The following is a 22478-nucleotide window of genomic DNA, read 5'->3' as shown; positions in this document are numbered from 1 at the left end:
GGCGAGGCCGGCCGGTTCCACGTGGAACCGGCCGGCCCGTGGACGGGTGGTCAGGAGACGGCGGCCTCGATGTCGTCCATCACCAGGTCGGCCGCGATCGGGCCGGAGGCGCTGCTCCACACCGAGCCGTCGACCTCGGTCGTCGTCCCGCTCTGCACCGCGGTCAGCTGGGTGAAGGCCGGCTGGGTCCGGGCCGCGGCCAGCGCCCCCGTGCCGTCGGCCCCGAACGCGGCGACGAACAACCGGTCGGCGTCGACCTGGGCGAGGTTCTCCAGGGACAGCGGGTCGCTGTGCGGCTTGCCGCCGAGGTCGGCGGCGGGCACCGGGTCGGCGCCGGCGGCCTGCAGCAGCGCGCCCGGCATGAGGGCGGAGTTCATCACCAGGGGACCGTTGGCCATCCAGCGGAGCACCGCCGCGGAGCCGTCGAGGGCGCCCTGGTCGGCGAGCGCGGTCGCGCGGTCGGTGATCGAGTCGAGCTCCTCGGTCAGCTCGTCGTCCGCGCCCAGCGCCTGGGCGTAGACGTGCAGCGGCTCCTGCCAGTCCCCGCCCGTCGTCGTGTCCGGGACGACCGTCGGCGCGATCGCCGCCAGCTGGTCGTACTGGTCCTGCTCCAGCCCGGCGGCGGCCAGGATCAGGTCCGGCTCGGCCTGCAGGACCGCCTCCAGGTTGGGCTCGGCCACGGTGGCGACGACCGGGATGCCCGCGGCGGCGTCGCCCAGGTAGGCCGGGGCGGCGTTGCCGCCGCGGCTGGCCGTCGTCCCCACGGGGGTGACGCCGACCGAGAGGGCGACGTCCAGGGCGTTCTCGGCCAGCGTCACCACCCGCTCCGGGTCGGCCGGCACGGTCACGTCGCCGTAGGCGGTGCTGACCGTGACCTCCTCGGCAGCTCCCGCCGAGGGCTGATCCGCGGTGGAGTCGTCGCTCCCGCCACCGCAGGCGGTCAGCACGAGGGCGACGGCGGCGACCGTGGCGGTCGACAGGACCGGGCGCCGGCGCAGCGCGGGGAGATGGGTCACGGAGGTCCTCCGGGAAGATCAGGAACGGCACCGTCCGTCGGTGCCGGGAGGGTAGGTTAGCCTCACCTGACTCGTGGTCGACGAGGGCCTGCCGAGGGCCCGCGGTGGGGGAGGACGTCCGTGCGCCAGGTGCTGCTGCGCGGTCTCGTGCCGGCAGGAGCGGTCCTCGCGGTCGCCGTCCTGCTCAGCCTGGTGCTCGGGGCCGGCGAGGTGGGTCCGGCCCGCGCGCTGCCGGTGCTGGCCGGCGGTGGGGACGCCGACGCGCGCTTCGCCGTGCTGGACCTGCGGCTGCCGCGCACCGTGGTCGCCGTCGCCGTGGGCATCGCGCTCGGGGTCGCCGGGGCCGTGCTGCAGACGGCCGCGCGCAACCCGCTGGCCGAGCCGGGGCTGCTCGGGGTGAGCGCGGGCGCGTCCTTCGCCGTCGTCCTGGTCATCGCCTCCGGCGCGAGCGCGGCCACCCTCGGCCCGTGGGCCGCCGTGCTGGGCGCCGGCGCCGGGTGCGCGCTGGCCCTGGGTGCCGCCCGGCTGCGCGGCACCGGTGACGACCCGGTCCGGCTGGTGCTCGCCGGCGCGGCGCTGTCCGGGCTGCTCGGTGCGGCGACCTCCGTCGTCCTGCTGCTGGACCAGCGGACCGCCGACGAGGTGCGGTTCTGGACGGTCGGCTCGGTGGCCGGCCGGGACGTCGCGACCCTCGGCCAGGTCGGGCCGGTGCTCGCGGCAGGCCTCCTGGTGGCGGTGCTCGCCAGCCGCCCGTTGTCGGCCCTCGCCCTCGGCGACACCGTCGCGGTCGGCCTGGGCCACCGCCCCGCCCGGTCCCGGGCCGCCGCGATGACCGCGGTCGCCCTGCTGGTCGGCGGCGCGGTCGCCGCCGCCGGGCCGATCGCCTTCGTCGGGCTGGTGGTGCCGTTCGTCGCCCGCGCGCTGGTGGGCCCGGACCTCCGCCGGGTGCTGGCCGTCGCGCTGGTGCTCGGGCCGGCGGTGGTGCTGCTCGCCGACGTCGCCTCCCGGCTGCTGGTGCGGCCCTACGAGATGCCGCTGGGCGTCGTCACCGCGCTGATCGGCGCGCCGGTGCTGGTCGCGGTGGTCCGCTCGAACCGGCTGCCCGCGCTGTGACCGCCACCGCGCACCCGGCTCTCCCGGCTCCGGCCCCGGGCACCGCGCCGGCGCCACCGGGCACCTGGCGGCCGGCGCTGCTCGGCCGCTCGCTGCTGCTCGACCGCCGGGCGGTGCTGGCCGCCGGCGTGCTCGGCGCGCTGGTGCTCCTCGCGGTCGCGGTCAGCCTCTCCGTCGGCACCATCCCGCTCCCGCTCGCCGACACCCTGCCCGCGGTGCTCGGCGACGGCGAGCCCCGCGACGTCCTGCTGGTGCAGCAGCTGCGGCTGCCGCGGGTGGCCGCCGGGCTCGCCGTCGGCGCGGCGCTGGGCGTCTCCGGTGTGCTGCTGCAGACCCTGGCCCGCAACCGGCTGGCCACCCCGGACACGATCGGCCTCAACGACGGTGCGACCGCCTTCGCGGTGGCCAGCGTCGTGGCGGTGTCCACCACCGTCACCCCGTCGGCCTTCGCGCTGGTCGGCTCGGCCACCGCGGCCGCGCTCGCCCTCGGCCTGGCCGGGGGCGCCGGCCGGCAGGGTCACCGCTTCCTCGTCGTCGGCCTCGGCGTCGGCGCGGCCCTCGGCGCGCTCACCCAGCTGATGCTGGCCCGGGCCGACATCGACAGCGCGAACCGGGCGTTCCCCTGGACCATCGGCAGCCTCAACAGCCGCTCCGGGACGTCGGTCGCCGTGCTCGCCGTCGGGCTGGCGGTCGCCCTCCCGGTGGCCGTCGTCCTCGGCCGGCAGCTGCGGCTGCTCCGGCTCGCCGACGCCGTGGTGATCGGGCTGGGTTCGCGGGTCGGGCGGGTCCGCCTCGCGGTGATCGCGACCGCCGTCGTCACCGCCGGGCTCGCCGTCGCGGTGGCCGGCCCGCTCGGGCTGGTCGCGCTGCTGGCTCCCGAGATCGCCCGCAGGGCCGCCGGCCCCCGCGGTGTCCCGGTGGTCGGCTCGGCGCTGGCCGGCGCCCTGGTCGTGCTCCTCGCCGACCTGCTGGGGCGCACCGTCGCCGCCCCGCTGGAGCTGCCCGCGGGCCTGGTCACCGCGGTCGTGGGCGGCCCGTACCTGCTCTGGCTGCTGCTGACCACCCGGACCAGGAGGATCCCGTGAGCACCGTGGACGCACCCCCGCCGACCCGGGAGCAGCGCCCCGCCGACCCGGCGGACCTCGCCACCGAGCGGCTGGACCTCGGCTACGACGGCACCCGGGTCGTGCACGGCCTGGACCTGCGCCTGCCGCCGGGCCGGGTGACGGCCGTCGTCGGGCCCAACGGCTGCGGCAAGTCGACGCTGCTCGGCGCGCTGGCCCGGGTGCACCAGCCGGAGGGCGGCGCGGTGCTGCTCGACGGCCGCGACCTCGCCACGATGCGCACCCGGGACGCCGCCCGCCGGATCGGCCTGCTGCCGCAGCAGGCGGAGGCGCCCGACGGGCTGACCGTCCGCGACCTGGTCCGCTACGGCCGGCACCCCCACCAGGGACTGCTGCGGCAGTGGTCGCCCGAGGACGCCGCCGCGGTGCACCGGGCGCTGGCCGCCGCCGACCTGCACGCCCTCGCCGACCGGCCGCTGGACACCCTCTCCGGCGGCCAGCGCCAGCGCGCCTGGATCGCGATGGTCGTCGCCCAGGAGACGGCGGTGGTGCTCCTCGACGAGCCGACGTCGGCCCTGGACCTCGGCCACCAGCTGGAGGTGCTGGACCTGGTGCACGACCTCGCGGCGCAGGGCCGCACCGTCGTCCTGGTGCTGCACGACCTCTCCACCGCCTGCCGGCACGCCGACCACCTCGTCGCGATGCGCGACGGCCGGGTCGTCGCGGAGGGGACACCCGCCGAGGTGGTCACCGCCGAGCTGGTCCGCGAGCTGTACGGCGTCGAGGCCGTCGTGCTGGCGGACCCGACCACCGGGACGCCCGTCGTCTGCCCGGTGCGCCGGGTGGCCGGCCACCACCCCGGTTGACCGGGAGCAGCCCCGGGCAGGGGAGGGGCATGGACACACGCACGCTGCGCGACCTGACCGTCTCCGCCCAGGGCCTGGGCTGCATGGGGATGAGCGAGTTCTACGGCACCGGCGACCAGGCCGAGGCCGAGCGGACGATCCAGCGCGCCCTGGACCTCGGCGTCACCTTCCTGGACACCGCCGACATGTACGGCCCGTTCACCAACGAGCGGCTCGTCGGGCAGGCCATCGCCGGCCGTCGCGACGAGGTCACGCTGGCCACCAAGTTCGGCAACGAGCGGGGCGAGGACGGCTCGTTCCTGGGCATCAACGGCCGGCCGGAGTACGTGCACCGCGCCTGCGACGCCTCGCTCCAGCGGCTCGGGGTCGACGTCATCGACCTCTACTACCAGCACCGGGTCGACACCGCGGTGCCGGTCGAGGAGACCTGGGGCGCGCTCAGGGAGCTGGTGGACGCCGGCAAGATCCGGCACGCCGGGATCTCCGAGGCCGCCCCCGACACCATCCGCCGGGCGCACGCCGTCCAGCCGGTGACGGCGGTGCAGACCGAGTACTCGCTGTGGACCCGCGACCCCGAGGACGACGGGGTGCTGGCCACCTGCGCGGAGCTGGGCATCGGCTTCGTCGCGTACTCACCGATCGGCCGCGGCTTCCTCTCCGGGCAGATCCGCTCGGTGGACGACCTCGCCCCGGACGACTTCCGCCGGCACAACCCCCGGTTCCAGGGCGAGGCCTTCGGCAAGAACCTCGAGCTGGTCGACCGGGTGCGCGAGCTGGCGGAGGGCAAGGGCGTGACCGCCACCCAGCTGGCGCTGGCCTGGGTGATGGCGCAGTCCGGCCGGGCGGGCAACCCGTCGATCGTGCCCATCCCGGGCACCAAGCGGGTCAGCTACCTCGAGGAGAACGCCGGCGCCGCCGACGTCGAGTTGACCGACGACGACCTGCGCGCGCTGGACGAGGCCGCACCGGCCGGGGCCGCGGTCGGCGACCGCTACCCGGACATGTCCTCCGTGCACCGGTGAGCCGCTCACTACCCTCCCAGGGGTGAGCACCCCGCTCGTCGTCGCGGCGACCGTCGTCGCCGTCGCGCTGGCCGTGCTCGGCGGCCTGAGCACGGCGCTGCGCCGGCGGATCGGCACGGCCCACCTGGCCGGGGTCGGCCTGCTGGAGCTGCTGCTGGTGGCCCAGGCCGTCGTCACGGTCGTCGCGATGGCCGGCGGGCACCGCCCCGCCGAGCTGGCGACGTTCCTCGCCTACCTGGTCAGCGTGGTGCTGCTGCCGGTCGCCGGCCTGCTGTGGGCCCGCACCGAGCCGACCCGCTGGGCGGGCACGGTGGTGGGCGTCGCCGGGCTGGCCGTCGCGGTGATGCTGTGGCGGCTGCTCGACCTGTGGGAGGTCACCGGTGCCTGACCAGGACGCGCTGGGCGGCCCGCCGCCGGAGCCGACCAGCGCCACCGCGGACACCGCCCGGGGGCCGGGCCGGGTGCTGGTCGCGGTCTACGGGGTGTTCGCTCTGGCCGCCGGCGCCCGGGCCGCCGTCCAGCTGGCCGTGCAGTTCGACGAGGCGCCGCTGGCCTACCTCCTCTCCGCGCTGGCCGCCGTCGTCTACGTGGCGGCGACGATCGGGCTGGCCCGCGGCGGCCGGGGCGGCCGCCGCACGGCGCTGGTGGCCTGCGCGGTGGAGCTGGCCGGCGTGCTGGTGGTCGGCACGCTGAGCCTGGCCGACCCCGCCGCCTTCCCCGACGACACCGTGTGGTCGGGCTACGGGCAGGGCTACGGGTTCATCCCGCTCGCCCTGCCGGTGCTGGGCCTGCTGTGGCTGCGGCACCAGTCCGAGGTGGCCGACCGGAGGGGCTAGAACTCCCCGCCGAAGTCCCCGCCGCCGTCGAAGCCCCCGCCGTCGAACCCGCCGCCGTCGAAGCCCCCGCCGTCGAAGCCCCCGCCGTCGTAGCCGCCCGCGTCGTAGTCACCACCGGCGTCACCACCGGCGTCACCACCGGCGTCACCACCGGCGTCGTCCTGCGCGCCGTCCTGGTAGCCCTCGGCGTAGGCCTCCTCGTCACCGCCACCGAACAGGCCGCCGTCGCCCATGCCGGTGTCGAAGAGGGCGTCGGCGACGGCGGAGCCGACCACCACGCCGGCGACCGTGCCCAGCAGGCTGCCGCCGATCATGCTGCCCATCCCCATGCCGCCGCCCATGCCGAAGCCGCCCCCGCCGCGGCCGTAGCCCCCGGGCCCGTAGCCGCCGCCGTACCCGCCGCCGGTGCCGCCGCCGCTGAAGGTGCGCTCCAGGAAGCCCGGCTGCCGGAACTCGGCGCGGGTCGCGGCCCGGGCCAGGCTCTGCGGGTCGTCGCCGCGCGGTCGCTCACCGGCCGGGACCGCTGCCGACAACTGCTCGAGCACCTGCCGCCGCTGCTCCGGGGTCAGCTTGCCGAAGGCCTCGGCGTGCGCCGCCTCGACCTGGTCCGGGGGAGCGGTGCGCAGCAGGTAGCGGTACCGCTCGATGGCGCGCTCGTCCTCGCTCTGCGCGGGCCGGGCCGCCCGGGGAGCGGGCTCCGGGCGCGCCGCGTAGCCGTAGCCCTGGTCGGCGTAGGGGTCGGTGTACCCGGGGCCGTACGGCGAGCGCTGCCCGCGGTCACGGCCGAAGAGCCGGCTCAGCAGTCCCATGGCGCGTCCTCTCTCGTGGCGACGTCCCTGCCCCTACCCCGCCGCGGGAGCGCCGACGCACCGGCGCGGAGGCCGCGCCACCCCCTCTCGATGGTGCGCAACCGAACCGGCCGGTAAGATCGTCGGGGTGCCGTCCCAGCGACACCCAGGTGAGACGCCTGTGGCCACCGTCCCGTCCGAGGCCACCGCAGCCCTCGCCGGGGGTCAGGTGACCGTCGACCACGAGCCCGCGACCGTCCAGCGGCAGGCGAACATCGTCGGCGCCGCCGAGGCCGTCGTCTCCGGCACCGACGAGCGCGGCGCGCGCGCCGCGCTGCCCGGCGTCCTGTCCGACGTCCCGGTCGCCGTCCTGGTCATCGACCAGGCCGCCGGCACGGTCACCTACGCGAACACCGCCGCCATCGAGCTCGCCGGCAACGTCCGGCTCCCGGTGCCGGTCGACACCTGGGGCGCCGCGGCCGGGCTGACCGACCTGAACAACGCCCCGCTGGCGCGGACCTCCAGCCCCCTGTCGCTGGTCGCCCAGGGGCGGCCGGTGGCCGGCGAGGCGGTGCGGCTGCAGCCGCGGCGCAGCTCCGACGAGCTGCGCGCCGCGGACGCCGACCCGGGGTCGGACCAGGTGCTGTGGGTGACCGGCTTCCCGCTCTCCCAGGACGGCGGGCCCGAGCGGTTGTCCCTCGTGGTGTTCCTGGAGCTGGACAAGCCGGGCGCCGAGGTCGACCCCGAGGCGCAGCTGCAGGCGCTGCGCGAGCGGGCCGTGGTGGCCACCGACATCGCCTTCACCATCACCGACCCGCGCCAGGAGGACGACCCGCTGGTCTGGGTCAACCCCTCCTTCACGCGGATCACCGGGTACCCCTACGAGGAGAGCGTCGGGCGCAACTGCCGGTTCCTGCAGGGGCCGGCCACCGAGCAGAAGGCCGTCGCGGACCTGCGGCAGGCGCTCCAGGACCGGCGGCCGGTCACCACGACGCTGCTGAACTACCGCAAGGACGGCACCGCCTTCTGGAACCAGCTGTCCGTCACGCCGGTCTTCGACGGCGCGGGCGAGCTGGTCAGCTTCGTCGGCGTGCAGACCGACGTCACCGAGCGGGTGCGGGTGGAGGAGGACCGGAAGGCCGCCTTCGCCGCCGAGCAGGCCGCGCGCCGGGACGCCGAGGAGGCGCACGCCGCCGCCGACGCCGCCCGGGTCGAGGCCGAGCGGGCGCAGAGCCGGCTGGCGCTGATGGCCGAGGCCACCAGCACGCTGAGCGCCACGCTGGACATGTCCGACCTGTTCGACCGGCTCGCCTCGCTGTGCGTGCCGCTGCTGGCCGACTGGGTGTTCCTCACCCTGGTCGACGAGAACGGCGTCGTGCACGACACCGCGCACCGGCACAAGGACGGCCGCGAGGAGGAGCTGGCCGAGCTCGCCGTGCTGCACGCGGCCAACCTGCCCGAGGGCTCGCCCACCCGTCGCTCGCTGACCACCAGCGAGCCGGTGCTGATGGCGGAGCTGACCCCGGAGGACATCGACCGGGTGTTCCCGCTGCCGGCGACCGCCGAGCTCTTCCGGTCGCTCGGCGGGGCGTCGGCGATCACCGTGCCGCTGGTGGCCCGCCGCCGGACGCTCGGGGCGATGGCCCTGGTGATGACCGACGAGCGCCGCCGGTTCACCACCGACGACGTCGACCTGGCCCGGGACCTCTCCCGCCGGGCGGCGATGGCGATGGACAACGTGCGGCTGTACCAGCAGGAGCACACGGTCGCGGAGACGCTGCAGCGCTCGCTGCTGCCCGACCTGCCGGAGATCCCGGGCATCACCGCTGCCGCGCACTACCTCAGCGCGTCCACCGCGGCCGAGGTCGGCGGCGACTTCTACGACCTGCTGCACCTCCCCGACGGCGCCGTGGGGCTGGCGATCGGCGACGTGGTGGGTCACGACGTCGCGGCGGCCGCCGCGATGGGGCACCTGCGCGGCCTGCTGCGCGCCTGCGCCTGGGACGCCCCCGACAACGACCCGGGCGAGGTCCTCGGCCGGGTCGACCGGCTGGTGCAGGGGCTGCACGTCGCCCCGATGGCGACGATGGTCTACGGCCGGGCCGAGCGCCCCGCGGCCGAGGGCGGGCCGTGGCGGCTGACCCTGGGCAACGCCGGGCACCCCCCGCTGCTGCTGCGCGGCGTCGACGGCTCGGTCCAGCTGCTGGACGGCGTCACCGGCCTGCTCATCGGCGTCGACGCGCTGCACCGCCGGGCGTCGGTCACCGTCGAGCTGCCGGCCGGGTCGACGCTGGTCGCCTACACCGACGGGCTGATCGAGCGGCCGGGGGAGGACCTGGACTCCGGGATCGCCTCGCTGGCGGCCCGGCTGGAGAGCGCCCCGGTCGACGCCACGCCGGCCGACCTCTGCGTGCACGCGGTGGGCTCGGACCCCGACCGCCGCGACGACGTCGCGGTCATCGCGCTCCGCTTCGGCTAGCCCGCGGCCCGGAGGCCGTAGCCGCCGCGGTGGAACAGCAACGGCGAGCGGGCGGCGTCGGCGCCCAGGTCGAGCACCCGGGCGACGACGATGGTGTGGTCACCGCCGTCGTACTCGGCCCACAGCTCGCTGTCGATCCAGGCCACGCCGCCGTCGAGCATCGGCGAGCCGTGCGGGCTGGGCGCCCAGCCGACCCCGGCGAACTTGTCGGTGCCCGAGCGGGCGAACTGCCCGGACAGGCCGTGCTGGTCCTCGGCGAGCACGTTGACGCAGAACCGGCCGGCCTCGCGCAGCCGCGGCCAGGTGGTCGAGGTGCGGGACGGCGCGAAGGCGACCAGCGGCGGGTCCAGCGACAGCGAGCTGAACGACTGGCAGGTGAAGCCCGCCGGGCCGTCGGCGCCCATCGCGGTCACCACGGTGACGCCGGAGACGAAGTGGCCCAGGACGTCGCGCATGACCCGGGGGTCGACGACCTGCGGTGGGACGTCGGGTGCTCCTGCGCTCACACCGCCGATCCCATCACGGCCCCGCGCGGCACGTTGCGGCCCCCGGCCCGGTGCAGCGAGCTGGGCAGCTCGTGGCCGACGGCCCGCTCGGTGACCGCGGCGGCGGCCAGCACGGCGTCCAGGTCGATGCCGGTGGCGACCTCGGCGTCGGCGAGCCAGTAGACGAGCTCCTCGGTGGCGATGTTGCCGCTGGCGCCGGGGGCGAACGGGCAGCCGCCGAGCCCGCCGACCGAGGCGTCGAGCTGGGTGACCCCGGCCTGGAGCGCGGCCAGCGCGTTGGCCTGGCCGGTGCCGCGGGTGTCGTGGAAGTGCACGCCGAGCGGCACGCCCGGGGTGGCCCGGCGGACGGCGTCCAGCAGCCGCACCACCCGCACCGGCGTGGTCGTGCCGATGGTGTCGCCCAGGCACAGCTGGTCGGCCCCGGCGGTGACGGCGGCCCGCGTGACGTCGACGGTGCGGGCGATCGGGGTGCGGCCGTCGAACGGGCAGTCCCACGCGGTCGCGACGATCACCTCGAGCGAGCCGCCGGCGCCGTGGGCGAGCTCGGCGATCTCACCGACGGCGGCGACCGCCTCGGCGGTGGAGCGCCCGGCGTTGGCCCGGCTGTGCGAGTCCGACGCCGACACCACGTACTCCAGGGAGGCGATGCCGGCGTCGACCGCGCGGACCGCGCCCCGGGGGTTGGCGACCAGCGCGGAGAAGTGCACGCCGTCGAAGCGGTGCAGCTCGGCGGCGACCTGGTCGGCGTCGGCGAGGGCGGGGACCGCCTTGGGGGAGACGAAGGAGGTGACCTCGATCCGCCGGACACCGGTGGCGACCAGCGCCTCCAGCATCCCCAGCTTGACGGCCAGCGGCAGCGGGTCCTCCAGCTGCAGCCCGTCACGCATCCCGACCTCACGGACGTCGACCGCCGTGGGCAGCACCAGGTCGAACTCGTTCATGCCCGCATCATCCCCCTGGTTCCACGTGGAACGCGCTCAGCTCTGCCCGGCCGCCTCCAGCGTCCGCCCGGCGGGCGCCGGCGGGGTGAGCTTCGCGCCCTCGACGTCCAGGTCGGGCAGCAGCCGGTCCAGCCACCGCGGCAGCCACCACGCCGACCGGCCGAGCAGCGCGAGCACCGCGGGCACCAGGGTCATCCGGACGACGAAGGCGTCGACCAGGACGCCGACCGCCAGCCCGAACGCGATCGCCTTCACCGTGACGTCCTCGATGTGCACGAAGCTGGCGAAGACCGCGAACATGATCAGCGCCGCGGCGACGACCACCCGCGAGGCGTGCCGCATGCCGGCGACCACCGAGGCCCGCGGGGCGCCGCCGTGCACGTGCTCCTCGCGCATCCGGGAGACCAGGAAGACCTCGTAGTCCATCGCCAGGCCGAACAGCACCGCCATCAGCAGGATCGGCATGAAGCTGATGACCGGGCCGGTGGCCGGCACGCCGAGGACGTCCATCAGCCAGCCCCACTGGAACACCGCGACGACGGCGCCGAAGCTGGCCCCGACCGACAGCAGGAAGCCCAGCGCGGCCTTCACCGGCACCAGGACCGAGCGGAACACCAGCAGCAGCAGGACCAGCGCGAGCCCCACGACGACCAGCGCGAACGGCAGCAACGCGCCGGCCAGCCGGTCGGAGACGTCGATGGCCACCGCGGTCTGCCCGGTCACCGCGATCTCCGCGACGCCGGTCTGCCGCTCGAGGTCGGGCGCGAGGTCGCGGAGGTCGCCGACGAGGGTGCTGGTGGCCTCGTCCTGCGGGCCGCTCTCCGGCACCACCTGCACGATCGCCGAGCTGCCGTCGGCCAGCAGCTGGGGCACCGCGTAGACGACGTCGTCCACCTCGCCGATCGCGGCGGCGACCGCGCCGGCGGTCTGCTCGGCGGTGGCCGGGTCGAGCCCGTCGACGAGGACCACGAGTGGCCCGTTGACGCCGGGGCCGAAGAACTCGCTGACCGCGTCGTAGGCCTGCCGCTCGGTGCTGTCCTCGGCGGCGGTGCCGGCGTCGGGCAGTGCCAGCCGCAGCTGCAGCGCCGGGATCGACACCACGAGCAGCGCCACGAGGGTGAGGGCGACGGTGAGCGCCGGGCGGCGGGTCACCAGCGCGGCCCAGCGGGCGCCGCCGGTTCGGGCCGGTGCCCCGGCGTGCTCGGCCAGCGCCTGCTCGCGGCGGGCGGCGCGCGAGCCCGGGGCGGGCACCAGCCGGGCACCGGCGAAGCCCATCAGCGCCGGCACCAGGGTGAGCGCGACGAGCACGGCGACCAGCACGGTGCCGGCGGCACCGAGGCCCATCACGGTCAGGAACGGGATGCCGACGACGGAGAGGCCGGACAGCGCGATCACCACGGTGAGCCCGGCGAAGACCACGGCGGACCCGGCGGTGCCGGTGGCCCGGCCGGCCGACTCCTCCGGCGCCATGCCGGCGGCCAGCTGGGAGCGGTGCCGGGACAGGATGAACAGCGTGTAGTCGATGCCGACGGCCAGGCCGATCATCAGCGCCAGCGTGGGCGCGGTCGAGGACAGCGTGATCGCCCCGGAGAGCGCGAGCAGCCCGACCAGCCCGATGGCCACGCCGACCAGCGCCACCAGCAGGTTCATCCCGGCGGCCAGCAGCGAGCCGAAGGTCAGCACGAGCACCAGCACCGCGACGACGACGCCGACGAGCTCGGTCGGGCCCACGGTGACCGCGCCGGTGGCGAACGCGCCGCCGCCCACCTCGACCCGCAGCCCGGCGTCCGCGGCCGCGGTGGTGGCGGCCTGCAGGGTCTCCAGGGCGTCGGCGTCCAGCTGCTCGGCCGGCACGCCGTACTGCACGGTGGCCAGCGCGGCCCGGCCGTCGGGACTGACCTGCTGGGTGGTGAACGGGTCCTGCACGGCGGCGACCTGGTCGACCCGGCCCGCCGCCGCGACGACGTCCCCGATCGCCGCGGCGTACTGCGGCTCGGTGACCGCGGAGCCGTCGGGCGCGATGAACACCAGGTCGGCGCCGGCCCCGGCGGCGGCCGGGGAGGCCTCGCGCAGCTGGTCGAGCGCCGCCTGGGACTCCGACCCCGGGATGGTGAACTCGTCGTCGAACTCGCCGCCGACGGTCACGAAGAGCACGACGACGAGCGCCAGCACCGCGACCCACGCCGCCGAGACGGCCACCCGGTGGCGGTAGGCGGCGCGGCCCATCCGGTGGAGCAGGGTCGACATCGGGGTGCTCCAGGAGGCGTCAGTCGGCGGCGCGGCCGGCGACCGCACCGTTGAGCAGCAGGCGGAGGGCCGAGCGCTCGAGGTCGTCGGCGTGCGCGGGGTCGGTCAGCCCGCGCAGGGTGACCCCGTCGTGCTGGGCGCACAGGGCACGCGCCAGCTGGGCCGGCGTGACCGCCAGCTGCAGCCCGGTGTCGGCGACGGCACGCTCGATCAACGTGACCAGGTGGGCCTGGAACCCGCTCTGGTGCCGGCGCAGCAGCTCGGCGGCGGCCGGGTGCCGGGCGGCGTGCAGGGCGTACTCCGCAGCGACGATCGACCAGGCGCGGTCGTGCCGGAACAGCGCGATGCACCGCTCGACGACGAAGGCCAGCGGGTCGGGCTCGGCGGCGAGACCGGCCACCAGCTCCTCGACCCGGGCCAGGTCGCGGCCGGCCTCGCGGGTGTAGAGGGCGGCGAACAGCTGGTCCTTGCTGGCGAAGCTGGAGTAGAACGCGCCGCGGGTGAAGCCCCCGCGGCTGCAGACGTCCTCGATGCTCGCCGCGGCGAAGCCCTGCTCGGCGAAGGTCTCCAGCGCGGCGTCCAGCAGCCGCTCGACCGTGACCTCGCGCCGCCGTTTCGGCCGCTCGAGGTCGACGTCGGTCACGATGCAGGACTGTATTGGATGCAGCCCTGCATCGGGACCGCTACTGCAGGGCGCGCCCCACGGCGACCGCGCGCGTGTCGGGGGCGGCGACCCGGGCGGCGTCGGCCTCCTGGTCGTCGGCGGCCTCCTGCGACCGCCGCTCCGCCTCCACCCGGGCGCGGTAGCTGTCGACCTCGCTGGCGGTGCGCTCGGCGTCCCAGCCCAGCACCGGCGCGACCACCCGGGCGACGGCCTCGGCGGAGTCGACGCCGCGGTGCGCGGTCTCGATGGAGATCCGGGTGCGCCGGGCGAGCAGGTCGTCCAGGTGCAGGGCGCCCTCGTTGGTGGCCGACCAGACCATCTCCACCATCAGGTACTCCTCGGCGCCGGGCACCGGCTGGAGCAGCGCCGGGTCATCGGCGGCGAGCGCGAGCACCTCGGGGGTCTGCGAGCCGAACCGGTTGAGCAGGTGCTCGGCGCGGAACCGCGGGATGCCCCAGCGCTCGGAGAGCCCGTCGAGGGAGTTGACCATCGCCGCGTAGCCCTCGGCGCCGACCAGCGGGATGTTCTCGGTGACGCTGGGCGGCACGGTCCGGGTGACGTCCTCGGCCACGGCGTCCACCGCGTCGGCGGCCATCGGCCGGTAGGTCGTGTACTTGCCGCCGGCCACCGCGATCACGCCGGGCATCGGCCGGGCGACGGCGTGCTCCCGGGACAGCTGGCTGGTCGACTCCTCCTCGCCGGAGAGCAGCGGGCGCAGCCCGGCGTAGACGCCGGTGATGTCGTCGTGGGTCAGCGGCACCGAGAGCACCCGGTTGACGTGCTCGAGGATGTAGTCGATGTCGGCCTTGCTGGCCGCCGGGTGCGCCTTGTCCAACGCCCAGTCGGTGTCGGTGGTGCCGACGATCCAGTGGCTGCCCCACGGGATGACGAAGAGCACCGACTTCTCGGTGCGCAGGATCAGGCCGGTCTCGCCGTTGATCCGGTCGCGCGGGACGACGATGTGCACGCCCTTGCTGGCCCGCACGTGGAACCGGCCGCGGCCGCCGACCAGGGTCTGCACGTCGTCGGTCCAGACGCCGGTCGCGTTGACCACCACCTCGCTGCGGACGTCGACCTCCTGCCCGGTCTCCACGTCGCGCACCCGGGCGCCGACCACGCGGCCGCCGGCGTGGGTGAAGGAGACGACCTCGGCGGAGTTGAGCACGGTCGCGCCGTAGGCGGCGGCGGTGAGCGCCACGGTGAGCGTGTGCCGGGCGTCGTCGGCCTGGGCGTCGTAGTAGCGGACGGCGCCGACCAGCGCGTCGGGCCTCAGCGCAGGGAACAGCCGCCGGGCGCCGGTGCGGGTGAGGTGCTTCTGCCCGGGCATCGGCTCGGACAGCGCGCCCAGCCGGGCGAGGCCGTCGTAGAGCGCCAGCCCGGCGGTGACGTAGGGCCGCTCCCAGACGTGGTGGGTCAGCGGGTAGAGGAACGGCACCGGCTTGACCAGGTGCGGCGCGATCCGGTTCACCGAGAGGTCGCGCTCGTGCAGCGCCTCGCGGACCAGCCCGAAGTCGAACTGCTCGAGGTACCGCAGCCCGCCGTGGAAGAGCTTGGAGGAGCGGGAGGAGGTGCCGCTGGCGAAGTCGCGCGCCTCGACCAGCGCGGTCTTCAGGCCGCGGGTCGCCGCGTCGAGGGCGACGCCGGCACCGGTGACCCCACCGCCGACGACGAGGACCTCGTACTCACCGGCGGCCAGGTCTGCCCAGGCCTGGGCGCGCTGCGCGGGTCCGAGCGGGCGTACTGCGGTCATGGGTGGACTCCTCGCGCCGGGCCGGCGCACCTCGATGTGGCCTCTGGACTCCACGGTAGGTCGGGTGCGGGGTCCCCGACGAGGTGCGCCGTCCGACCATGTCGCACAGCCGGGGGATCTCCGCTGGGCCCGCGGATGGCCTACGGTCGCGCCGTGCCGGGCAGCGTGCAGTCCATCGAGCGGGCGGCGGCCATCCTCCAGGTGGTCGCCGGCTCCGGCGGGACCCTCGGCGTCACCGACATCGCCGAGGCCGTCGGGCTGGCCAAGACCACGACGCACAGCCTGCTGCGCACCCTCCTGCTGGTCGGGTTCGTGGAGCAGGACCGGGCCACCGGCCGCTACGCGCTCGGCTCCGGGCTGCTCCGGCTGGGCTCCCACCTCGACGTCAACGAGCTGCGGGCGCGCGCCTCGAACTGGGCCGACGCGCTGGCCGCCCGCAGCGGCCACGCGGTGCGGCTGGCCACCCTCACCGGCGAGGAGGTCGTCGTCGTCCACCACGTCTTCCGGCCCGACGACTCGGCGCAGACGCTGGACGTCGGCACCGCGCTGAGCCCGGCCAGCGCGCTGGGCAAGGTGCTGTTCGCGCACAGCCACCCGCACACCGGGCACCGCTCCGGGCACCGCCCGACGCTGGCCGCCGCCGAGCTGGCCGAGGTGCGCGCCCGCGGCTGGGCGACCGCCCGTGGCGAGGTCGAGCCGGGGATGGCCGGCATCGCCGCCCCGGTGCGCGGCGCCGGCGGGCTGGTGGTCGCCGCCCTGGGCATCAGCGGCCCGCAGAGCGCCCTGCTGGACCCCAAGGGGGTGCCCCGCAGCCTGGTGCTGGCGATGGTCACCGACGCGGCGCACGCCGTCTCCCGGGAGCTGGGGCACGGCGGTGGCTGACCGGTACGTGCTCGCCGTCGACCAGGGGACGACGTCGACCCGCTCGCTGGTCTTCGACCGCGGCGGCCGGATGGTGGCCGTGCGGCAGCGCGAGCACCGGCAGTACTTCCCGCGGCCGGGCTGGGTCGAGCACGACCCGATGGAGATCTGGGCGAACACCCAGCGGACGGCCGCGCAGGTGCTGGGCGACATCGGCTCGGCCGGCGACGTCGTCGCGCTGGGCATCGCCAACCAGCGGGAGACCACCGTCGTCTGGGACCGGGAGACCGGCCGGCCGGTGCTGCGCGCGCTGGTCTGGCAGGACACCCGCACCGCCGACCTGGTCACCGAGCTCGCCGCCCGGCCCGACGCCGCGCTGGTCGAGGAGCGCAGCGGGATGGCGATCGCCGGCTACTTCTCCGGGCCGCGGCTGCGCTGGATCCTCGACTCGGTGCCCCGCGCCCGCGAGCGGGCCGAACGCGGTGAGCTGCTGTTCGGCACCATGGAGACCTGGCTGATCTGGAACCTCACCGGGGGCCCGGACGGCGGCGTGCACGTCACCGACGTCACCAACGCCAGCCGCACCCTGCTGATGGACGTGCGGACCTGCCGCTGGGACCCCGACCTGCTCGCCTTCTTCGGCATCCCGGCCGCGATGCTGCCGGAGATCCGCCCCTCGGTCGGCCTGCTCGGGGTCGCCACCGCGCTGTCACCGGCCATCCCGATCACCGGCGCGCTCGGCGACCAGCAGGCGGCGCTGTTCGGGCAGGCCTGCTTCGCCCCCGGCGAGGCCAAGTGCACCTACGGCACCGGCAGCTTCCTGTTGCAGAACACCGGCGAGGAGCTGGTGCACACCCGGTCGGGCTCGATCAGCACGGTGGCCTACCAGCTCGCCGGCGAGCCGGTGCACTACGCGCTGGAGGGGTCGGTCGCCGTCGCCGGCGCGCTGGTGCAGTGGCTGCGCGACGGGCTGGGGCTGATCGGGTCCGCGGCCGAGGTGGAGACGCTGGCCCGCACGGTCGGCGACAACGGCGGCTGCTACGTCGTCCCGGCCTTCTCCGGCCTGCTCGCGCCGCACTGGCGGGGCGAGGCGCGCGGGCTGGTCGCCGGGCTCACCTCCTACGTCACCAAGGGGCACCTGGCCCGGGCGGTGCTGGAGGCGACCGGCTGGCAGACCCGGGACGTCGTCCGGGCGATGGCCGCGGACTCCGGGTTGTCGCTGCCCGCGCTGCGGGTCGACGGCGGGATGACCACCAACAACCTGCTCATGCAGTTCATCGCCGACGCCCTGGACACCCCGGTGGTCCGCCCGATGGTCGGGGAGACGGTCTCGCTGGGTGCGGCCTACGCCGCCGGGCTGGCCGTCGGCGTGTGGAGCGACATCGAGGCGCTGCGGCGCAACTGGCACCGGGCCGCCCAGTGGACGCCGACCCCGGCCCGGGCGCGGGCGCTGTCCGACGAGTACCCCAAGTGGGAGCGGGCGGTGCAGCTCAGCATCGCCTGGGGGGCGCCCTGACCCCGAGTCCGACCATGTCGCACCGCGTGTGTTGTCCGGGTCACACCGGGGCTCCTACGGTCCGCACGAACGGCCCGCAGAGCAGCGGGCCCCTCCCGGAGGAGCACCACACGTGGACACGACGAGTCTCTGGACCGTCTTCTTCAGCGAAGTGACCGGCACCGGCATCCTGATCCTGCTGGGGGTCGGGGTCGTCGCGAACGTCGCGCTGCCGAAGAACTTCGGCAACGGTGGCGGTTGGATCGTCATCATCTTCGGCTGGGGGCTGGCGGTCTTCGCCGGCGTGTACGCCGCCGCGTCGTCCGGGGCCCACCTGAACCCGGCGGTCACCGTCGGCCTGCTGGTGAGCGGGGCCGACGAGTACGCACCGGGCGTCGACGTCACCCTCGGCAGCACGCTGGTCTACTTCGCTGGCGAGCTGGTCGGCGCCTTCCTGGGCGCCGTGCTCGCCTGGGCCGCCTACCGCGCGCACTACAACGACCCCGAGGCGGCCGGCACGCAGCTGGGCACCTTCTCCACCGGCCCGGCCATCAAGAGCACGGTCGACAACCTGGTCACCGAGGCGATCGGCACGTTCGTGCTGGTCTACATCATCCTGCGGTTCGGTGACACGCCGAGCGAGATCGGCCCGCTGGCCGTCGCGCTGCTCGTCGTCGGCATCGGCGCCTCCCTCGGTGGCCCCACCGGCTACGCCATCAACCCGGCCCGCGACCTCGGCCCCCGCATCGCGCACGCCGTCCTGCCCATCCGCGGCAAGGGCGGCAGCAACTGGGGCTACGCCTGGGTCCCGATCGTCGGACCGATCATCGGCGCCGTGCTGGCCGGCGCGTTCTCCCACGTCTCCCTCTGACCGCACCGAACCGAGAGGAACTCCGATGTCGAAGTACGTCGCAGCCATCGACCAGGGCACCACGAGCACCCGCTGCATGCTGTTCGACCACGACGGGGCCGTCGTGTCGGTCGGCCAGAAGGAGCACGCGCAGATCTTCCCGCGGGCCGGCTGGGTCGAGCACGACCCGATGGAGATCTGGGGGAACACCCGCGAGGTCGTCGCCCAGGCGCTGGCCCGGGGCAACGCCAACAACGCCGACATCGTCGCCGTCGGCATCACCAACCAGCGCGAGACGACGGTGGTCTGGGACCGGACCACCGGCGAGCCGGTCTACAACGCGATCGTCTGGCAGGACACCCGCACCGGGAAGATCTGCGAGGAGCTCGGCGCCCTGGGCGGCGGGGCCGACCGGTACAAGGACCGGGTCGGGCTGCCGCTGGCCACCTACTTCGCCGGCCCCAAGGTCCGGTGGATCCTGGACAACGTCGAGGGCGCCCGGGAGAAGGCCGAGGCCGGTGACCTGGTCATGGGCACCATCGACTCCTGGCTGATCTGGAACATGACCGGCGGCACCGACGGCGGCAAGCACCTCACCGACGTCTCCAACGCCTCCCGGACGATGCTGATGGACTACCGGAAGCTCGCCTGGGACGAGAGCATCGCCGAGGAGATGAAGATCCCGGTCTCGATGCTGCCGGAGATCCGCTCCAACTCCGAGGAGTACGGCGTCGGCCGCAAGTCCGGCTTCCTCGCCGGCGTGCCGATCGCCGGGTCGCTCGGCGACCAGCAGGCGGCCACCTTCGGCCAGGTCTGCTTCACCAAGGGCATGGCCAAGAACACCTACGGCACCGGCAACTTCATGCTGCTCAACACCGGCGAGGAAGCCGTCCCGTCGAAGAACGGCCTGCTCACGACGCTGTGCTACCAGCTCGGCGACGCCAAGCCGGTGTACGCCCTCGAGGGCTCGATCGCCGTCACCGGCTCGCTGGTGCAGTGGGTGCGGGACAACCTCGGCATGATCAAGAACGCGCCGGAGATCGAGGACCTGGCGAAGTCGGTCGACGACAACGGCGGTGCCTACTTCGTGCCGGCGTTCTCCGGGCTGTTCGCCCCGCACTGGCGCTCGGACGCCCGCGGCGCCGTCGTCGGGCTCACCCGGTTCGTCAACAAGGGCCACCTCGCCCGGGCCGTGCTGGAGGCGACCGCCTACCAGACCCGCGAGGTGCTCGACGCGATGAACGCCGACTCCGGCGTCGACCTGACCGAGCTGCGCGTCGACGGCGGGATGGTCGGCAACGAGCTGCTCATGCAGTTCCAGGCCGACCTGCTCGACGTCCCGGTCATCCGGCCGAAGATCGCCGAGACGACGGCGCTGGGCGCGGCGTACGCGGCCGGCCTGGCCGTCGGCTTCTGGTCCGACCTGGACGAGCTGACCGCCAAGTGGGCCGAGGACAAGCGCTGGGAGCCGACCATGGCGTCCGACGAGCGCGAGCGGTACTACCGCAACTGGCAGAAGGCCGTCACCAAGTCGCTGGACTGGGTCGACGACGACGTCAGCTGAGCCCACGCTGCGCTGATCATCGGCGTGGGGCTGCCCGCCACGCCGGCGGAGCCGGTCACACGCCGATGATCACCAGCGAGGTGCCGGGTCGCTCGCCGCCCACTCCCGGACGACCCGCTGCGCGGCGAGCGACGCGGTGACGACCGGCAGCACCCAGGCGAAGACCGTGAACCCCAGCAGCGCCTGGACGGCGTCCTCGTCGTCGGAGTACCAGGCGAGCCCCGCCACCAGGCTGGCCAGCAGCAGCACCGCGGCGGCCACCGCCGACCACAGCACCAGCGCCGCCCGCCGCCGTCCGAGCAGCCCGATGCCGCCGACCAGCAGGGCGACCCCGACCGGCACGCCGAGGGAGAGCAGCCAGGTCGACGGGTCGCCGTCGTCGGTGAGGCCGGCGACGAGGAAGACCAGCCCGCCCAGCACGGTGAGCGAGCCGGTGACGATGCCGAGCACCGCCGAGGCGGTGGCCAGGCCCGGCCGGCCCGGGCCGTGCGGCCACACCGGCGGCTGCTGCGGCCAGCCCGGTGCGTACGCCGGGGCGTAGCCGTACCCCGGCTGCCCGTACGGCGGCTGGCCGTACTGCGGCTGCGCGTACTGCGGCTGCGCCGGCTGCCACTCCGGGGGTTGCCCCTGCTGCCACTGCCCGCCTTCGGTCACGGCCGGGAGTCTGCCAACCGGTGGACGGCGGAGACACCCGACAGGCCGCCGGGCTCACCCCTGCAGGGCAGCGCTGACCACCTCCTGCGCCTCGGCCTGCACCCGGGCCAGGTGCTCGGGCCCGAGGAACGACTCGGCGTAGACCTTGTAGACGTCCTCGGTGCCGGAGGGGCGCGCGGCGAACCAGGCGTTCTCGGTGGTGACCTTCAACCCGCCGATGGCGGCGTCGTTGCCCGGCGCCCGGGTGAGCTTGGCGGTGATCGGCTCGCCGGCCAGCTCGGTGGCGGTGACCGCCTCGGGGGAGAGCTTGCCCAGCGCAGCCTTCTGCTCGCGGGTGGCCGCGGCGTCGATCCGGGCGTAGGCGGAGGACCCGAAGCGTTCCGTCAGCGACGCATGCAGCTGGGACGGCGAGGACCCGGTGACCGCCTGGATCTCGCTGGCCAGCAGCGCGAGCAGGATGCCGTCCTTGTCCGTCGTCCACACCCCGCCGTCGCGGCGGAGGAACGAGGCGCCCGCGGACTCCTCGCCGCCGAAGCCGACCGACCCGTCGAGCAGGCCGGGCACGAACCACTTGAAGCCGACCGGCACCTCGACCAGCCGGCGACCCAGGTCGGCGACCACCCGGTCGATGAGGCTGGAGGAGACCAGCGTCTTGCCCACGGCGGTGCCGGCGTCCCAGCCGTCGCGGTGGGAGAACAGGTAGGAGATCGCCACGGCGAGGAAGTGGTTGGGGTTCATCAGCCCGCCGTCGGGGGTGACGATCCCGTGCCGGTCGGCGTCGGCGTCGTTGCCGGTGGCGATGGCGAACTCGTCCTTGCGGCCGATGAGCGAGGCCATCGCGCTGGGGGAGGAGCAGTCCATCCGGATCTTGCCGTCCCAGTCCAGCGTCATGAACCGCCAGGTGGGGTCGACCAGCGGGTTCACCACGGTGAGGTCCAGCCCGTGCCGTTCGGCGATCTCGCCCCAGTAGGCGACGCTGGCGCCGCCGAGCGGGTCCGCGCCGATGTGCACGCCGGCGCTCTTCACCGCGGCCAGGTCCAGCACGTTCGGCAGGTCGTCGACGTAGCTGCCCAGGAAGTCGTAGCTGCCGGCGGCGGCGCGGGCCCGGGTGAAGGGCACCCGCCGGACGCCGTCCAGGTCGGCGGCGAGCAGCTCGTTGGCACGGCGGGCGATCCAGCCGGTGGCGTCGGTGTCGGCCGGCCCGCCCGAGGGCGGGTTGTACTTGAAGCCGCCGTCCCGGGGCGGGTTGTGCGACGGGGTGACCACGATGCCGTCGGCCAGCCCGCTGGTCTTCCCGCGGTTGGCGGTGAGGATGGCGTGGCTGACCGCCGGGGTGGGCGTGTACCCGTCGCGGGAGTCGACCAGCACCGTGACGTCGTTGGCGGCGAGCACCTCCAGCGCGCTGGCCCAGGCCGGCTCGGACAGCCCGTGGGTGTCCCGGCCGATGAACAGCGGCCCGTCGTAGCCCTGGCCGGCCCGGTACTCGCAGATCGCCTGGGTGGTGGCGAGGATGTGCGCCTCGTTGAACGCGCCGTCCAGCGACGAGCCGCGGTGCCCGGAGGTGCCGAAGACGACCTGCTGCGCGACGTCGGCCGGGTCCGGCTGCACCGTGTAGTACGCGGTCAGCAGGTGCGGGACGTCGACCAGGTCGCTGGGCTGGGCGGGCTGGCCGGCGCGATCGGAGCTCATGAGCTGATCTTCGCGCCGACGCCCCGCTGGACGCGACCCGGGCCGGTCTGTCGGTGCCCCGCCGTAGCCTGGG

At 75.2% G+C, this 22478-nt stretch carries 20 protein-coding genes; 11 read left to right on the top strand and 9 right to left on the bottom strand.

Features of this window, described 5'->3' with window-relative positions:
* Positions 1-50 precede the first annotated feature (50 nt).
* Positions 51-1016, bottom strand: coding sequence for an ABC transporter substrate-binding protein (locus FHX36_RS15895; RefSeq protein WP_110554120.1), 966 nt, complete (start codon positions 1014-1016; stop codon positions 51-53).
* 120 nt (positions 1017-1136) lie between these two features.
* Here FHX36_RS15895 and FHX36_RS15890 point away from each other — a divergent pair, with 120 nt between their 5' ends.
* From FHX36_RS15890 to FHX36_RS15865, 6 genes are read left to right on the top strand one after another with little or no spacing between them, the layout of a single operon-like run.
* Entirely contained in the window at positions 1137-2129 is a 993-nt protein-coding gene (locus FHX36_RS15890; protein WP_183513894.1) for an iron chelate uptake ABC transporter family permease subunit, read from the top strand.
* Complete coding sequence (locus FHX36_RS15885; protein WP_220035864.1) at positions 2126-3214, top strand: FecCD family ABC transporter permease; 1089 nt, start codon at positions 2126-2128, stop codon at positions 3212-3214. Before FHX36_RS15890 ends, FHX36_RS15885 begins: the two co-directional genes overlap by 4 nt.
* Positions 3211-4059: an ABC transporter ATP-binding protein gene (locus FHX36_RS15880; RefSeq protein WP_258372629.1), complete on the top strand. Its 849-nt coding sequence runs from the start codon at positions 3211-3213 to the stop codon at positions 4057-4059. Before FHX36_RS15885 ends, FHX36_RS15880 begins: the two co-directional genes overlap by 4 nt.
* Positions 4060-4088: 29 nt before the next feature.
* On the top strand, positions 4089-5081 hold the full coding sequence (locus FHX36_RS15875) for an aldo/keto reductase (protein WP_110551446.1): 993 nt from the start codon (positions 4089-4091) through the stop codon (positions 5079-5081).
* A gap of 22 nt (positions 5082-5103) precedes the next feature.
* Entirely contained in the window at positions 5104-5469 is a 366-nt protein-coding gene (locus tag FHX36_RS15870; protein ID WP_110551447.1) for a hypothetical protein, read from the top strand.
* On the top strand, positions 5462-5917 hold the full coding sequence (locus FHX36_RS15865) for a hypothetical protein (protein ID WP_258372630.1): 456 nt from the start codon (positions 5462-5464) through the stop codon (positions 5915-5917). The genes FHX36_RS15870 and FHX36_RS15865 overlap by 8 nt, the downstream gene beginning before the upstream one ends.
* On the opposite strand, the gene FHX36_RS15860 is transcribed toward FHX36_RS15865, so the two are convergent.
* The gene (locus FHX36_RS15860; protein ID WP_110551448.1) at positions 5914-6726 is read right to left on the bottom strand and encodes a hypothetical protein; all 813 of its coding nucleotides are present in this window, start codon (positions 6724-6726) and stop codon (positions 5914-5916) included. The genes FHX36_RS15865 and FHX36_RS15860 overlap by 4 nt on opposite strands.
* A 160-nt stretch (positions 6727-6886) precedes the next feature.
* Here FHX36_RS15860 and FHX36_RS15855 point away from each other — a divergent pair, with 160 nt between their 5' ends.
* Complete coding sequence (locus FHX36_RS15855; RefSeq protein ID WP_258372631.1) at positions 6887-9184, top strand: PP2C family protein-serine/threonine phosphatase; 2298 nt, start codon at positions 6887-6889, stop codon at positions 9182-9184.
* Here FHX36_RS15855 and FHX36_RS15850 read toward each other — a convergent pair.
* Genes FHX36_RS15850 through FHX36_RS15830 form a run of 5 tightly spaced genes read right to left on the bottom strand, consistent with a single transcriptional unit; the run spans position 9181 to position 15292 of the window.
* Positions 9181-9690, bottom strand: coding sequence for a flavin reductase family protein (locus tag FHX36_RS15850; protein WP_258372632.1), 510 nt, complete (start codon positions 9688-9690; stop codon positions 9181-9183). The genes FHX36_RS15855 and FHX36_RS15850 overlap by 4 nt on opposite strands.
* Positions 9687-10631: a hydroxymethylglutaryl-CoA lyase gene (locus FHX36_RS15845; protein WP_110551451.1), complete on the bottom strand. Its 945-nt coding sequence runs from the start codon at positions 10629-10631 to the stop codon at positions 9687-9689. Before FHX36_RS15845 ends, FHX36_RS15850 begins: the two co-directional genes overlap by 4 nt.
* Before the next feature lie 36 nt (positions 10632-10667).
* Positions 10668-12878, bottom strand: coding sequence for an MMPL family transporter (locus FHX36_RS15840; protein WP_110551462.1), 2211 nt, complete (start codon positions 12876-12878; stop codon positions 10668-10670).
* Between the two features lie 19 nt (positions 12879-12897).
* Entirely contained in the window at positions 12898-13521 is a 624-nt protein-coding gene (locus FHX36_RS15835; RefSeq protein ID WP_110551452.1) for a TetR/AcrR family transcriptional regulator, read from the bottom strand.
* Between the two features lie 40 nt (positions 13522-13561).
* Positions 13562-15292 carry a glycerol-3-phosphate dehydrogenase/oxidase gene (locus FHX36_RS15830; RefSeq protein ID WP_110551453.1) on the bottom strand — a complete coding sequence of 577 codons (1731 nt, stop codon included), beginning with the start codon at positions 15290-15292 and terminating at the stop codon, positions 13562-13564.
* 153 nt (positions 15293-15445) lie between these two features.
* Between FHX36_RS15830 and FHX36_RS15825 the strand changes: the two genes are divergently transcribed.
* The 4 genes from FHX36_RS15825 (at position 15446) to glpK (FHX36_RS15810) (ending at position 20062) form a co-directional block, all read left to right on the top strand.
* Positions 15446-16174: an IclR family transcriptional regulator gene (locus tag FHX36_RS15825; RefSeq protein ID WP_110551463.1), complete on the top strand. Its 729-nt coding sequence runs from the start codon at positions 15446-15448 to the stop codon at positions 16172-16174.
* Positions 16167-17669, top strand: a complete 1503-nt coding sequence (glpK, locus tag FHX36_RS15820; RefSeq protein ID WP_110551454.1) for a glycerol kinase GlpK — start codon at positions 16167-16169, stop codon at positions 17667-17669. The genes FHX36_RS15825 and glpK (FHX36_RS15820) overlap by 8 nt, the downstream gene beginning before the upstream one ends.
* Before the next feature lie 112 nt (positions 17670-17781).
* Positions 17782-18519, top strand: a complete 738-nt coding sequence (locus FHX36_RS15815; protein ID WP_110551455.1) for an MIP/aquaporin family protein — start codon at positions 17782-17784, stop codon at positions 18517-18519.
* 25 nt (positions 18520-18544) lie between these two features.
* Positions 18545-20062 carry a glycerol kinase GlpK gene (gene glpK, locus FHX36_RS15810; protein ID WP_110551456.1) on the top strand — a complete coding sequence of 506 codons (1518 nt, stop codon included), beginning with the start codon at positions 18545-18547 and terminating at the stop codon, positions 20060-20062.
* Between the two features lie 69 nt (positions 20063-20131).
* Here the strand turns inward: glpK (FHX36_RS15810) and FHX36_RS23600 are convergent, their stop codons facing one another.
* Together FHX36_RS23600 and pgm are read right to left on the bottom strand one after the other, a co-directional pair.
* Complete coding sequence (locus FHX36_RS23600) at positions 20132-20716, bottom strand: hypothetical protein (protein WP_110551457.1); 585 nt, start codon at positions 20714-20716, stop codon at positions 20132-20134.
* 54 nt (positions 20717-20770) lie between these two features.
* On the bottom strand, positions 20771-22405 hold the full coding sequence (gene pgm / locus FHX36_RS15800) for a phosphoglucomutase (alpha-D-glucose-1,6-bisphosphate-dependent) (RefSeq protein WP_110551458.1): 1635 nt from the start codon (positions 22403-22405) through the stop codon (positions 20771-20773).
* Between the last annotated feature and the right edge of the window lie 73 nt (positions 22406-22478).

Source organism: Modestobacter versicolor, from assembly GCF_014195485.1.
GTDB lineage: Bacteria > Actinomycetota > Actinomycetes > Mycobacteriales > Geodermatophilaceae > Modestobacter > Modestobacter versicolor.
Note: the sequence above shows the minus strand (reverse complement) of the source record. Positions and strands in the feature narration are given on the sequence as shown.